Below are 14,164 nucleotides of genomic sequence, written 5' to 3' on the forward strand. Positions count from 1 at the left end.
CCGCCCCGTGCACTTGACCGATATTAACTGGCCTGCCAAGCAATGTAGGGAAGGCGATCGGCCACTTGACGGGTGCTGTCTGCCTGGGCGACCAGTTGTCCAGTCGCATCCCACTGGCCTGTGACAAACATTTGCCGAGGCCCGTCTCCCATCGAGATCGGTGCAACCAAATCTCCACAGGTTACTTGCATCGTCTCTAGATTCACCGTCAATGCCCTTTGCGGATCGGCTTGTAGTTGCGCTTGCAAGGTTTTTGCCACCTCTGGTGTTACCGTCACACAGGGAACCCCCAACGCAATACAGTTGCCAAAGAAGATTTCAGCAAAGCTCTCCCCGACGATCGCCTGAATGCCCCACTTGGAAATTGCCTGCGGTGCGTGTTCCCGCGACGAACCACAACCGAAGTTGCCATTTACCACCAGAATGTTGGCTCCTTGGTACTGGGGTAAATCAAAGGGATGCTGCCTGTTTAACTGCGTCCGATCGTCTGCGAAGGCATGTTCCCCGAGGCCATCGAAGGTGACACATTTGAGAAATCGAGCCGGAATAATCCGATCGGTGTCCACATCATTGCCCACCAACGGAACGCCTCGTCCCGTAACCGACTTCACTTCGCTGACCATAGCACCTCTCCGCAAACGTGATTTAAACTCTCAGAAGTATTTAAACTCTCAGAAGTTCTAGTATATCGGCTCACGGGACTGGCTGAAACGCTGCCTTCCTACTCAAGGAGACGCCAAAATTTGGTAGAGTGAAGGGCGTTTTCTGGGGGGAATCGATCGGCCATGGCCTCTGTTGCACTGGGATTTATCACACTGGGATTGGTCACACTGGGATTGGTCACACTGGGTTCTGTCCCACTGGAAACACTCGTCGTGTTAGGACTACAGGCAATTTTATTGCTTCTGATTTTAGGATCGATTGTTTTCTATCTTGCTTGCATTGCAGTTACCTGGAACTTCTTTCGCAAAGCTGCGAGTAATAGTTCTCACCATGTCGATTCCGTTGCTAATCAAGTTTCTATTTTAGTTCCCATTTGTGGCTTAGATGCCGGAGCCTGGGAGAATTGGACTTCCCTTTGTCATCAACAGTGCGATCGCTACGAAATTCTGTTCGGCGCAGTTGACTCCGATGATCCCGCAGTTCCGTTACTTTACGAATTACAAAAACACTATCCCGATCGCGTGCGCATCTTCACTGGACTCACCCCCCGAGGTGTCAATCACAAAGACAGCACCCTCAGCTATCTCCTCGAACAAGCCCAATACGATTGGCTGATTCTGGCAGACAGCGACATTCAGGTGGCTCCAGACTATATCCAAACTGTGATTTCGCCTTTAATCAACGGCCAGATTGGCATGATTACCTGTGCCTTTATTGCCCGATCGCCGCAACACTTAGGTTCAGCGATCGCCTCCCTGGGCCGTTGCTGTGACTTTATTCCCAGTGCCCTGATTGCCCGCGCCATGGATGGCGGCCTGCGGTTCGCGATCGGGATGACCATGGCCCTCCACCGATCGACGCTGGAAGCAGCGGGCGGACTACACCTTAACCGAATTGGTTCCGACTACAACTTGGGCAAACGGGTCGCAGCAGCAGGCTATCGCGTGGAACTCTCCCACTTGATTATGGAATCCGATACTGGCAACGAACCTTTGCAGGCGGTTTACCAACGAGAGCTGCGGTGGTCACGGACAATTCGCTTCAATCGCGGTAATATTTATTACACAATTGCTTTTTGTTACGGAATCGTTTACTGTATCCCACTCCTACTATTGTCGGGATCACCCCATTGGGGGATAATAGTGAGCATCGCTACACTCATTTTGCGCTATGGACAAGCTGCAATTGCGATGTTATCCATGGGAGCCCCCAGGCTATTGCCTTGGCTGTGGGTTTTGCCCTTACGAGATTGTATGAGCTTCGGCATCTGGTTGGCTGGCTGCTTTGGCCAGCAGGTCTTTTGGCGAGGTCGTAAGTTACAAATTCGGAAGGACGGCTTAATTAGTGAACTCTAATTCTGGTCTGTTTAAATCCTGGCCTGCCTAAATTCTGGCCTGTTTAAATCCTGATTTACGCAGCTCCGGGGCTTACTGAGTTTTGCAGCTTGGTTTGAAGGAGCTTGGTTTTAAATTGTAACAATATCCTATTAATACACTATTTAATACACTATAGGTTGAGGATTAAAATTAGATTCAAACACCGCTAGTGTTTTCAATCTTTCTTTGACCAAACCTAAAGTTGGCGGCAGTCTTGATTAGACTCAAAATTATTCTGTAAATTAATAAAATATCTACGGAAAACTAGGTTGTTCTTTCTAATACAGACAAAAAGTTTAAAAAAACATTAAAATATAATTTAGATACATCTCTATATCTATTTAGTAATCTTTGTTTGTCACCGTCCCTAAAACGTTTGTGATAAAAACTAGATTTTCAAGCGGATATTGCTCACTGGAAAGTTGAAATGGCTTCGTTGAGCGATATTCAGCTGCACAGCATCCCCATGGCATCGCTGCGATTTGACATTCGCCCAGATGGATGTTGCAGGACCTTTGTTTATTGTTAGTGAATTAGATTAGTAAACCTACGGGGTTCAACCCCTCAGATACATTTTGTCCCTCCCCTTATACAATCCAACCTAGAGTATGGAGGCTTTGCCCATGACAGCATTTTTGTCGATGCCTCGCAGTGTCTATGTTCAGCAGGGCAATCTACTGGATGCCTTAATTTTCCTGTCCAGAACCCTCACCCGGATGGAAATTCATCATGTTGTAACTGGTGCTGCGGCCCTCGCACTCTACGGCTATAGCCAGCGGGTGCAGATGATTGATCTTTTGGTCACGCCTGACGGCTTACAACGGATTCAGAAGATCTTGCTCAATCAGCGACTGACGATCGTTGATGTAGATTCCCATCTCTTTTGGGATATTCGCACTGGATACAGCATCAAGCTTCATGTTGTTGAGGAGTGCTCCAATTACCATTCACGACTGCTCCACAACATGGAAGTAGTGACTTTGGACGAAGTGCCAACGTTACCTCTGGAACTCTTACTCAAACAACGTATCAAGTGCAAAATTTGTAGCCTAACCGCTGCTTAAGCTAGGTTGAGAGAACCCACTTTAGGTTGAGAAAACCTACTTTAGGTTGTTCAGATCAATGAGCTCATGGAGATCAAAAGGAACTTTGAGTTGAATGGATTTATCATATCAAAAATCCACAAGTTGCAGAGAAGAAGTTATCAATCTGCAACTTAAGCGTGAAAGCTCCCCAATTTAACAAAAGTTAAGTCGTAACTTGGAGCCTATGGGGGTGGTCTTCCATCTAGCCCCATCGGATGGGAGAGGTTACTGGGTTTCTGCTACGCGGTCAAAGGTTTGTAGCAGATAGTGGGGCCGCCGCAAGGTAATCAGATAGCCGACATAAATGAGTAGTGCAGAGAAAATCACGATCGGTAGACAAAAGGGTAAATAAAAGGCATGGCGACGATCGCGCTGCACCATTTTGCTGACTCGGTCTCGGAAAATTGCTAACTTTCCCCGATCGCCAATGGTCGGATCCTCGGCATGGGTGAGTGTAGGGTTCTGCTGACCTTGTGGCGATTTTGGCATCGGTGATTTTGGCGTCTTGGCTAATAAACGCTTTTGCCAATACAAATCGTGCCCAATCAGCAGAAATCGCCAGAAGAAGTGGTTCCAGCCATTGGGCGGGGCATGGAGCGATCGGGCTTGGGGTTGTCGCCAAATCTGATGGCCTGCCGCCAACAAATTTTGGGCATGGAGGACACAATTGCCTCGGTAGAGCGGTAAATCGGTCGGAATGGGATTTTGCAGGAGAAACGATCGGCGAAATGCGACGTTATTTAGAAAGTATTGGGAAGTTGGTTGTAGGTCTGATTCCCCTGAATATTGGGGAAAAATGTAGGTGAGAGCCATGGCTGTACCATAGAGGCCAACCCCGTTGGTTGTGGTTTCTCCGGCCACGACTTGCACGTCTGGCTGACGAAAACTCTGGAGCAATGTGCGTAACCAATGGCGATCGTAAATACAATCGGAATCATAGTAAACGACGATGTCCCCCGTCGCCCACTCTGCCCCCAGCATCTTGGCCGCATAGTATTCGGTCTGTGGCGGTGCGGTTTTTACCAATAACCAAGGGTGCTGCTGTTGCAGGCTTTCCAATAATTCCGGGGGCGTATCTCCGCTGTCGATCAGTAAGACTTCATTGGCCAAGCTGGGGGAAGGCTGCTGGGCTGCGAGGGATGCCAAGGACTTCATTAAACCCTGTGGGTCAGCCGTGGCCAAATTTTCCGTTTCCAAGATCATCGAAAACGTGGGCCAATCCTCAGCTTTTGTACTGCCATTCATCGCCGATCACTCCTCTACCTACACTTGCACATGTGCAACCACAGAAGTAGTTTCCCACAAAATTCTCGTTGATGGATAACCGGCTTATCGCTATGTAGATATATAGTGTTTTGCTTTTCCCAGCCCGATCTGAGCGCGTCACCATCCGAGGCTTAATGTATCAATCAGGATGGCAGGCAGGAGTTGTTGGACGCATTGTCTCAGGAAAATGATTCCTGCAATTCCCATCATGGCAATCAGGGTCGCAGTTCCCCCCGGAACGAGGGGTGGTACAGAGAGCGATCGCTGCTTCCAGGCCATTACCGCCGGTAAAATTCCCCCCAAAACGGAAATGCTGAACGTTCCGGTATAGTCCAAGGCGGTTAGGAAAATGCCAGGATTAAAGGTTGAAATGCCCAAGGAAGGAAACAACACTAGGGAATATAGAGAAAGTCGTTGTTTAGAATCATGGGTGCGAATCTGGAAAGCATCCTGAAAGAAGTCAATTAATCCATAGACAAATCCAATAAAGGACGTAACGATCGCAAATTCTGAAAAGATAGCAACCATGACTCCTAGGACATTACCAGAACTGCCCTCTCGCAATAGTTTTAAGGGATCAAAATGACCTTGGATATCGTGGATATGCAATCGAATGTCCGGTGAAAGGCTACAGAGGATGACCGCGTTCCACAACAGGAACATCAGGAGGGGAAGACCCGAGCCTACGACGATTGCGCGCTTGATTTTTTGTACATCTCCTTCCAGTTGGGTGGTAATGACGGGGATGACGTTGTGAAAAAACAATGCCACCAACATTACTGAAATGGCGGGGGGCAGGGCTGTCCAATCCTGGAAAATCGCTTGTTCAATCTGGACTTGACCGATCGCTAGGATGAGTAATCCCAGAAACGACATCACCACGATCGCGACTAAACCGTTATTGAAGCGTTCGATTAACTGCGATCGTCCCCAATACAGAATGCCTCCGAAGAGTCCCGTAAACAGAGCCGTCCCGACCCAGGGAATTGCGGCTAGGTGGGTCGCCATGGTTGCCACAGGGGGGATGGGAATGAATGCACTCAATTTCGCGATCGCGGATAATAAAATCTCACCACCCTGGGCAATGTAAGCCACGAGTAGCGCATAGTGCAGAAATAAGTAAGCTGCCCCTGCTAACCGTGATCCCCCTTTGCCCAGTGTCAATTCAATCATGGACAAAAAGCCTAGGGTTGGCACCCCCGATTGGCGCATCATGTGCAAGTTGACTTCCGCAATGAGCAGCCCCGAAACGACGGCATACAGCCATGCCAACAGCAGCGCGATCGTAGAAGGAATGACCCCGGCAGGCAAGGTTACGGATGGGAGGGCCAAAATCCCAGCTCCGATCGTGGTGCCTGCCACTAAGGCGGTGGCTCCCAAAACGCTGCCGGGTTGGTGGTGCAATCGGCCTTCAGTCAGCTCTAAATTGGAAAATAAACGGGTTTGGGCCATGTAAATCAACGGGAATGGGGACTCAAAGGGGACTACTGTGGTTATGTTTTAGTTGTTTTTAAGCTTTTGCTTCTTGTCTTCTGGGGGTATTTCTAGGAATCATTACAACAAGCATCGTTTTTTCCCTGTCCTATTATGACCTTCAATCTTCATCAACTCGATCGCCTCCGCCCTACTGATCCCGCAGCAGAGACCTTGCTGGAAAATTACACGATTGAACTGATTGAGCAATTTCGGGCCTCACCAGAAGGACAGGACTGGATTAAATTAGGCATGATGCCTGAAGACTCTGTGGGGAGTTGGGTGGACAATTTTCTGTATTTTGGCTTTGTCTACGGCCAACGGCCCTTGACTAAAATGAACACCACAAGCGTCAAAACGCTTCTGACCGAACTCTTTCCTCAGAAGGTGTCCCTCCATCATCCCGATGAAGCGGATTCCACGATTCCAGAATTAATCGCATTTTGGCAATTTCTGCAGCGGCAATACAAACTGCGCCAAGCAAGTGCGATTCTGAATGCACTTAAAAAAATACAGCCAGATTTTAAATCTATCATCAACGATTCCAGTAAATTTGGGTCAGCGAAAGCCTTTGTGCAAGCGGGATTTGCTGCGGGTGTAGATCTGGAGGATCCTGAAGCTGTACAAGCGTTCCAAACTGAGTTCAATCAAACGTTGCAAGCTAACCACCTAGCAGGCCAACCCCCCTCGATCGCCCCAATGCTCGGTCAGCTTCTCATCCTAATGAGTGATTCCGACTTAGAGGAAGAGTTTGAGAACGATTTAGACGACGAGGATGAAATCGAAGAATTTCCCCTTGATGATTGGTTTAATGGGGGCGAGGATGAGGATGAGGCAGTAGCGAACGAATTAGCCTTTGAGCGACAAATTCGCCAACGCAACTTTGAGGAGACCATTAGTCAATTTCAACCTTTTTCAGAAGCCTCGATCGTACAACTCAAGGCTCAAGTGATTGACGCAACTCACCCTGGTTCGATCCTCCAAGATTTCCAAACTCTACTAGATGAGATCGGGCAAGGAATTGTGGTCAGTGCCGCTCAGAAACAACTCCCCCTCAAGTTCCTGGCAGACCTCAACGATCGTTTAACCACCCCGTTGCAATTGGATTTGGCGCGACCCCAACAGAAATCCTATCCCAACATCCAAGGGCTCTATCTGTTGCTGAAGGCCACTGGATTAGCCGTGATCGCGAGTCAAGGCAGCAAATCCTTCTTACAGATTAATACTAAAGTTCTGGAATCCTGGCAAACGCTGAATCCTACGGAAAAGTACTGCACGTTGCTGGAAGCTTGGCTCGTCCGTAGCCACGAAGCGATGCTCGATCCTCAGGCACGATCGCCTCTCAACGAAGGTGCAAAGGTGTTTTGCCACTGGCCACACCTCAGTCCGAACCTCCCACAGACAACGAGAAAAACGACGAAAAGACAAGAACCTTTAGCAGAATCCATTCTGTTGAAATACTACTTAGGGCTACATAATTTGAGCCTAATGGCCCTGTTTGGCTTCGTAACCCTGACCTCTGATAAACCCGCTAAGGGCAAAGGTTGGAACCTCAAAAAAGTTGAACAACAACCCTGGGGTCACAGTATCTTACAACTCTACGGTCAAGCTATGCTCAACCATGATTTTATCTGGCAGTTCGAGCAAGATCCTTACATGCCAATGGGTGAACTTCAGCCAACTTTTCAGAGCTATTTCCCTCACTGGCAACAAACTTTGTGGGTGGATAAACCCGAATTTTCTGACGGAGTCTACGTTTTCAAGGTCTCCCTAGATAAAGTTTGGCGCAAGCTGGCGATCGATAGCCGGTTGCCTTTATATCAGTTAGGCAGGGCTATTCTATCTGCCTTTGATTTTGACGATACGATGCATTTAGACATGTTTGAATACGTAACGCCCTACGGGATGACTGAGCGAGTGCACCATCCCTACGCTGAAGGTCGTCCCAAGACCACGAAGGTTGCGATCGGAACTCTGCCTTTACGGGTAGGGCAATTGATGAAGTACATCTTTGACTTTGGTGACTGGTGGGAATTTCAGATCTTGCTAGAGGCGATCGAACCCGCTACAGATGGAGAAAACTATATAGAACTTCGCGCACAAAAAGGAACAGCCCCACAGCAGTACCCGGATTACGATGAAACTTGGTGAGCAATTCGTCCAGGGTGATGGGCTGTAGGGCTTTGAACGGGGCAACAAGGTGCCAGTTTATTGAATGGCCTTCATGAGGAATTCAGCAATTTGGATCAACTCACCTTTGTTAAAGTGATCCAATAGCGCACGGGCTGCGCCTTTGGGGTCGGCGGGAATTGCCACTTGGCGCTGGCGGGTTGCAACGGGGGCCGAGGCTCCGTTGCCGTTCGAGGGGCCATTGCCATTAGAAACTCCATTGCCGTTGGCGACCCCATTGCCACTTACCATGGGAGCCACGGTTTCGGGAACCGGGGTTGGGGTGCTTGCAGGCGCGGGTGTAGCCTTTGCAGCGGGGGCCGTGGTTGGGCCGCCTGTACCCACAAATTTTTGTAAGGCGTGGCTGGGCAGAATTTCGCTGGCTCGTCCGGTCAGGAGGAGGTCGCTGGCCTGCTTCAGTTCTTTGATGATCAGGGGAGCTAAGTGGGCAAAACTAGCATTGGGATTGGCGATCGCCCGTTGTGCGGTCTGTACGGTTAACACCCAAGGCTGCGAAGTTTTATCGAGCTGCGCTAACTTGACACAGAGCGTCATCAACTGTTGTCGCCCCTTGGGGGAATCCCCCTGCTTGAACAGTTGCAGCATCAACTTCAGAATTTGATTCACCTGAGCGGCTGCATTGGCAGGCAAGGTGCTAGTAGGTGCCGCTGCTGCTTCCGATGAGATCAAGCCATTTAAGTGTTTACCCAGTGCTGCAAAGGCAGGTGCGGAATCGCGCAATGCCCGATCGGCGTCTTCCTGCCGTAGGCCAAAGGGACTTTGCAGGGCTTCTACCAGTGCTTTTAGGGCGTCAAATCCTTTCAGAAAGTGGTCTTCAAGTTTGCGATCGATTTTGACCGGATTTTCTTTGAGGATTTTGAAATAATCTTCCAGATGGTGAGAGATTTTTTGAATGCTGTCGAACCCCAGCATGGCCGCGCCACCTTTGACTGAGTGCGCTGCCCGAAACAGCTGATTCATTTCTTCAGCATCCGCCATCGTAGCTTGAAGGTTGAGCAACCCCTGTTCGATCGTGTCGAGGTGCTCTTTAGCTTCTTCGATAAAATATCCTAAAATTTGCTGCTGTTTGGTTGATTGCACCACAGCTTGGCTCCCAAGTTTATCAGTAGACGGTGACGACGTTTGAACCCCAAGGTATCCCAGAAATTTAGAAACCGCTGTGACTTCAAACCATTGGAGAACAATTAGAAGCCCAGCATGAGATAACTTTGGGAGGATGAACCTTCTCTTATGCTGAGTATGCCCAGCGCCCTAGGGAACTCACGATCTGCGTAGGGTTTTCAGCCAGTTGACTGAAACAGATCCGCAGCATCCTATCACGTTTGGTGGAGCTAGGCGATCGGGTTGTCCCTTGATAACTCTAGAGCCGCTGCTGAGGAGGATTGAATCTAGCACCATGGACTGTCCCAGATTCAGATTTGCCGTGCGGTTTGGCAACTTAAAGTCGTGGGAGTGGGCTGTCTCTATTTTGAACGATCGCGTCGCCTACAACCTACAAGTTAATCCCCAAGTACCCTAAAACTCGGTAGAGTAGAAAAGCTGCAAAGCAAGACGAGGACTGCACTGTGATACCGCGTCATTTCAACACCACCGGGCCTTGCAAACCTGAATTTCACTACATGCTACCGCCGATCGTACGGTTGCCAAATTTGGTGCGGTTGATTGAACAGGCTAATTATTTTGTCATCCATGCGCCCCGTCAAACTGGAAAATCAACCGCAATGTTAGCCCTGGCAGAACAGTTAACGGCAGCGGGGAAATTTACCGCCGTGATGGTGTCCGCTGAAGTGGGACAACCGTTTTCCCAGGACACCGACAAAGCAGAACGGGCCATCCTAGGTTCCTGGCGACGGGCAGCGGAAGATCGCCTACCCGAGGAACTGCACCCACCCGCTTGGCCACAGGCAGACCCCGGACAACGTATTCAAGCTGCCCTGAGAGCCTGGGCGAAGGCATCCCCCCGCCCCCTTGTGATTTTGATTGATGAGATTGATGCATTACGCGATCAGGCGTTGTTGTCCATGCTGCGGCAACTGCGGGATGGATTTCCCGATCGGCCCAAGAACTTCCCCCAGTCGATCGGCTTGATTGGTTTACGGGATGTCCGGGACTACAAAATTTCCAATGGAGGACGGGATCATTTACAGACCTCCAGCCCATTTAATATTAAAGTTGGTTCATTCACCCTCCGCAATTTCAATCCGGCAGAAGTTGCAGAACTCTACGCCCAACACACTGTCGCAACGGGACAGATATTCACACCCGAGGCCATTCAGCTTGCATTTGACTTGACCCAGGGCCAGCCTTGGCTCGTCAATGCCTTAGCCAAGGAAATTGTTGAAGTCATTGCTCCTGACCCAGCAACGGCAATTACGATCGAACATTTGCAAATCGCGAAAGAAACCCTCATTCGGCGGAAAGATACACACCTGGATAGTCTCGCGGAGCGACTACGCGAAGAACGGGTGCGGGTGATTTTGGAACCAATCATGGCAGGGCAGGAATTGGCCTTGACCCATGACGACGATCGGGATTTTCTTGTGGATTTAGGGTTACTACGCCGGGAGGATCAGGGGGGATTAGTGATTGCAAATCCCATTTATCAGGAGATTCTACCGCGAGTCTTGGCACAGGGTGCACAGGACAGCTTACCCAAAATTTCGCCGACTTGGCTAACGACCACGGGGGAATTAAATTTGGATGCGTTGCGAGAAGCGTTTATGGCTTTCTGGTTGCAGCATGGAGAACCGTTATTAAACAGTGCGGCCTACCATGAAATTGCACCCCATTTGGTGCTGATGGCGTTTTTACATCGGGTGGTCAATGGTGGTGGTACGTTAGAGCGGGAATATGCGATTGGGCGCGATCGGATGGACTTGTGTTTGCGTTATGGGGCTGTTGTTTTAGGCATTGAAATTAAAGTACAGCGGGATGATGGTCGAGATCAACTAGCGCGGGGCTTGACGCAGATTGAGGGATATTTGGCCCGGTTAGGGTTGGAGTTTGGCTGGTTGGTCATTTTCGATCGACGCAAGGAAGTATTACCGATCGAACAGCGGTTGAGATCGGAGGAACAACGGACAGAATCAGGTCGGGTCATTACTGTGATTCATGCATAACTATGATTAATGTATCTATCGTATGTATATATGCATTAGTGCAATGGCGAATGTAATTGGAATCGAATCGAATTGAATCAAAATTGTTGAACGAAGCGTTGCTGGACTTTCACTTCAGGATTACCCGATCGAAGGTTCACATTGAATTTCATTACAAAATTTTGGCATCTCCTGACCTCTCCCTGACAATAGACAGCATCAATCGTCAATGCTTGGCTGATCGGATAGGAGCATTCAGGGGACTATGGTTAGATTGCGCCGAATCTGCAAACCCATGGGCTCAATCACGGGCTCAATCACGGGCTCAATCATGGCCTGCGAACTGAGCCTGAGCCTCTTCCTCAGTCCCTCCAGCCTCGCCCAAAGCCCCGCCTTCAGCGATCTCTCCGGCCATTGGGCCGCTGCCTGCATTACCAACCTCAACGAAACGGGCATCATCAGCGGCTATCCCGATCGCACCTTTCGCCCAGATACCGAGGTGAGCCGTGCTGCCTTTGCCGCCATGGTGACCAAAGCCTTTCCCCAGATGGCCCCCGTGCGATCGGCCCAAACCTTTCGCGATGTACCCGCCGCCTTTTGGGGGGCCGCCGCCATCCAGCAAGCCTACCGCGCCGGATTTTTCTCAGGTTTTCCCGACGGTACCTTTCGGCCCAATGCGGCCATTACCCGTGCCCAAGCCTTAACAGCCTTAGCCAGTGGCTCCCAATGGAAGGCCCAGCGATCGGTCAAAGCGACCCTGGCCAGCCTGAAAGATGCCCAAACCATTCCCAGTTACGCCGAAGGTGCGATCGCTGCTGCGCTGGAGAAAGGTGTTGTTGTTAATTATCCCGAAGCCCAGAAGCTCAACGCCGATCGCGTTGCCACCCGTGCAGAACTCGCTGCCTTTCTCTGCCAAGCACTACCCAGCACGAACGGACTGATTGCCAAAACCTATCTGCCAGCGATTCCGAATTCATCTCCTGCCCAATGCAAAGAAATTCGGAGCGTGTGGCTGACGAATATTGATAGTGATGTTTTTTTTGATGCCGATCGCTTAAAACTTGCGATTCAAACACTGCATGCTCAGGGGTTTAATACGATTTATCCTGCCGTGTGGAATTGGGGCTACACGCTCTATCCCAGTGAAGTCATGCAGCGCAAAATCGGCTTGGCGATCGACCCGCGTCCCGCAGGATTACAGGGGCGGGACGTCTTGCAGGAAATGATTACCGAAGCCCATCGGCTGGGGATGACGGTTGTTCCCTGGTTTGAATTTGGCTTTATGGCTCCAGCGGATTCGGAACTGGCGGCAAAGGCGAAGGATTGGCTGGCGCAAACTCAAACGGGAGAAACCACGTGGTTGGAAGGTTCGGATGTGCGGGTTTGGCTCAGTCCCTTTCGATCGGAGGTTCAGCAATTCATTCTTGATCTGGTGACCGAGATTGTGGGTCGTTACGATGTGGATGGGATTCAGTTTGATGATCATTTTGGTTTACCTGTAGAGTTTGGCTATGAGGCTGCGACGGTGGCGTTATATCAGAAGGAGAATGGTGGCAAGCAACCGCCCAAAGCTGTGAATGATGCTGGCTGGGTGCGTTGGCGAGCTGATAAAATGACCCAGGTGATGACGAAGGTTTTCAAAGCGGTGAAGGCGAAGAATCCCAAAGCCAAAATCTCCCTCTCACCGAATCCCTACAGTTTTGCCTACAACAAGTCGCTTCAGGATTGGCGTAGTTGGGAACGGCAGGGGTTGATTGAAGAGTTAATTGTGCAGGTCTACAAGGATAGTTTTGCAGGGTTCGATCGGGAACTGACTCAACCCGAATTCGTAGCGGCCCAGAAGCATATTCCTACTGGGGTTGGCATTCTATCAGGATTGCGGGGCAAGAAGGTGCCTATGACGCAAATTCAGCAGCAGGTGAAAGCAACGCGCGATCGGGGCTATGGCGGGGTTTCGTTCTTTTTCTATGAAACGCTATGGAACATGACTGGAGAATCGGCCAGTCAACGTAAAGCTGATTTTAAAGAATTGCTAGAAATCCCACCAATCAATTGTAATTAATATTTTCAATTTGCTTTTAAATGATTGCAGGAGTGGACAACAATTCTATAGCCTTTCCATCAATAGCGTGATGCTTTAGCGCCAGTGGTGCCACCAGTTGCCAGCAGATTCTCGATTCACCGTTTCCTGGGATTCAAACCCAATTACCACCTGGTTTCTGCCTGCTATTGGATAATTGTAATCATCCAATATACTGCGCAGTTGCTGCATAAATTCCCGATCGTTGATTAGTTTCTGTTTTTCAGCATCTGTTTGCACGCAAATCCAGAACACTAAATTGGCAGGATGAATGTCATTGGCTCCGTAATAATCCACCCAGTATTTTTTAGTAATCTTTGTTGCAGCCAATTGCGTCAAGGCTTGCCCGATTTGGGTGGTGAGTTCTTGGATAGGGATATCAGCCATGGTTACAAGTTCGATCGTGAGTTTGCAGGATTCGTCGGTTTCTCTAGCTTAGCTAACAGACTGTTCTTCAAACTGGGCTATTTTTCTTCCAGGAAACAAGGTTAATATTTTTTGACACTATACGGTTGACTTGGGGTGGTTTTGTCCGTAGTGTAGTTTTTCAGAGCGATCGCCATGGACATCCTTCTTTCAATGGGTTGGTATGAAGCATGGGGTCGCTGGGATCCAAAAATTTAGGGCACTACCCTTTGTTGCGGCGAACAACTCCGGGTAGCTATTCCCCCGCGCTGTTCTAACCAGCAAGGAGGCTTGATGAGGATTTTAGCATCTGACCGAGCCACTCTTGTTTGTGATGTCAAACGGGGTGGCTCTAAATTTTTGGGCTTTCTTCCGTTCTCATCCCCGGCCCTTCTCCCGCAGGCTACCGTGTACACACAAGTCGGAATAAACTAGGAAAAAGCGTAACTACTCAGGCTTAAAAAAATAGAGAGTTTTTACAAGAATCCAGAAAAAGCAGTTAATTTAGCATTCTATTAGGGACTAGAG

10 protein-coding genes are annotated in these 14,164 nt (G+C 49.5%); 5 read left to right on the forward strand and 5 right to left on the reverse strand.

The window, feature by feature from the left end; genetic code table 11:
- Positions 1-23 precede the first annotated feature (23 nt).
- A complete protein-coding gene (gene leuD, locus H6G21_RS09840; RefSeq protein ID WP_190573217.1) occupies positions 24-623 on the reverse strand; it encodes a 3-isopropylmalate dehydratase small subunit in 600 nt (199 codons plus the stop codon).
- 162 nt (positions 624-785) lie between these two features.
- Here leuD and H6G21_RS09845 point away from each other — a divergent pair, with 162 nt between their 5' ends.
- Entirely contained in the window at positions 786-2,018 is a 1,233-nt protein-coding gene (locus H6G21_RS09845; protein WP_190573219.1) for a glycosyltransferase, read from the forward strand.
- 644 nt (positions 2,019-2,662) lie between these two features.
- Positions 2,663-3,103, forward strand: coding sequence for a hypothetical protein (locus H6G21_RS09850; protein ID WP_190573221.1), 441 nt, complete (start codon positions 2,663-2,665; stop codon positions 3,101-3,103).
- A 246-nt stretch (positions 3,104-3,349) separates the two neighbouring features.
- Here the strand turns inward: H6G21_RS09850 and H6G21_RS09855 are convergent, their stop codons facing one another.
- Both H6G21_RS09855 and H6G21_RS09860 read right to left on the reverse strand, forming a co-directional pair.
- Positions 3,350-4,369: a glycosyltransferase gene (locus H6G21_RS09855; RefSeq protein WP_190573222.1), complete on the reverse strand. Its 1,020-nt coding sequence runs from the start codon at positions 4,367-4,369 to the stop codon at positions 3,350-3,352.
- A 138-nt stretch (positions 4,370-4,507) separates the two neighbouring features.
- A complete protein-coding gene (locus H6G21_RS09860; protein ID WP_190573223.1) occupies positions 4,508-5,842 on the reverse strand; it encodes an aromatic amino acid transport family protein in 1,335 nt (444 codons plus the stop codon).
- 135 nt (positions 5,843-5,977) lie between these two features.
- On the opposite strand from H6G21_RS09860, the gene H6G21_RS09865 reads away from it, so the two are divergent.
- Positions 5,978-8,014 (forward strand): plasmid pRiA4b ORF-3 family protein, encoded by a 2,037-nt coding sequence (locus tag H6G21_RS09865; protein WP_190573224.1) that lies wholly within the window; start codon positions 5,978-5,980, stop codon positions 8,012-8,014.
- 57 nt (positions 8,015-8,071) lie between these two features.
- On the opposite strand, the gene H6G21_RS09870 is transcribed toward H6G21_RS09865, so the two are convergent.
- Positions 8,072-9,136 carry an Hpt domain-containing protein gene (locus tag H6G21_RS09870; protein WP_347278002.1) on the reverse strand — a complete coding sequence of 355 codons (1,065 nt, stop codon included), beginning with the start codon at positions 9,134-9,136 and terminating at the stop codon, positions 8,072-8,074.
- A gap of 485 nt (positions 9,137-9,621) precedes the next feature.
- Between H6G21_RS09870 and H6G21_RS09875 the strand changes: the two genes are divergently transcribed.
- Both H6G21_RS09875 and H6G21_RS09880 read left to right on the forward strand, forming a co-directional pair.
- Complete coding sequence (locus H6G21_RS09875; RefSeq protein WP_190573242.1) at positions 9,622-11,172, forward strand: AAA family ATPase; 1,551 nt, start codon at positions 9,622-9,624, stop codon at positions 11,170-11,172.
- A 274-nt stretch (positions 11,173-11,446) separates the two neighbouring features.
- Positions 11,447-13,213 carry a family 10 glycosylhydrolase gene (locus H6G21_RS09880; protein ID WP_190573225.1) on the forward strand — a complete coding sequence of 589 codons (1,767 nt, stop codon included), beginning with the start codon at positions 11,447-11,449 and terminating at the stop codon, positions 13,211-13,213.
- Between the two features lie 75 nt (positions 13,214-13,288).
- On the opposite strand, the gene H6G21_RS09885 is transcribed toward H6G21_RS09880, so the two are convergent.
- Positions 13,289-13,618 (reverse strand): hypothetical protein, encoded by a 330-nt coding sequence (locus tag H6G21_RS09885; RefSeq protein WP_190573226.1) that lies wholly within the window; start codon positions 13,616-13,618, stop codon positions 13,289-13,291.
- Positions 13,619-14,164 lie beyond the last annotated feature (546 nt).

The sequence above is a fragment of the Alkalinema sp. FACHB-956 genome, from assembly GCF_014697025.1.
GTDB lineage: Bacteria > Cyanobacteriota > Cyanobacteriia > Leptolyngbyales > Leptolyngbyaceae > Alkalinema.

Bases quoted from the DNA above. Each gene is read 5' to 3' on its own strand.
- leuD (WP_190573217.1), bottom strand. From the start codon at position 623: ATGGTCAGCGAAGTGAAGTCGGTTACGGGACGAGGCGTTCCGTTGGTG.
- H6G21_RS09845 (WP_190573219.1), top strand. From the start codon at position 786: ATGGCCTCTGTTGCACTGGGATTTATCACACTGGGATTGGTCACACTG.
- H6G21_RS09850 (WP_190573221.1), top strand. From the start codon at position 2,663: ATGACAGCATTTTTGTCGATGCCTCGCAGTGTCTATGTTCAGCAGGGC.
- H6G21_RS09855 (WP_190573222.1), bottom strand. From the start codon at position 4,369: ATGAATGGCAGTACAAAAGCTGAGGATTGGCCCACGTTTTCGATGATC.
- H6G21_RS09860 (WP_190573223.1), bottom strand. From the start codon at position 5,842: ATGGCCCAAACCCGTTTATTTTCCAATTTAGAGCTGACTGAAGGCCGA.
- H6G21_RS09865 (WP_190573224.1), top strand. From the start codon at position 5,978: ATGACCTTCAATCTTCATCAACTCGATCGCCTCCGCCCTACTGATCCC.
- H6G21_RS09880 (WP_190573225.1), top strand. From the start codon at position 11,447: ATGGGCTCAATCACGGGCTCAATCACGGGCTCAATCATGGCCTGCGAA.
- H6G21_RS09885 (WP_190573226.1), bottom strand. From the start codon at position 13,618: ATGGCTGATATCCCTATCCAAGAACTCACCACCCAAATCGGGCAAGCC.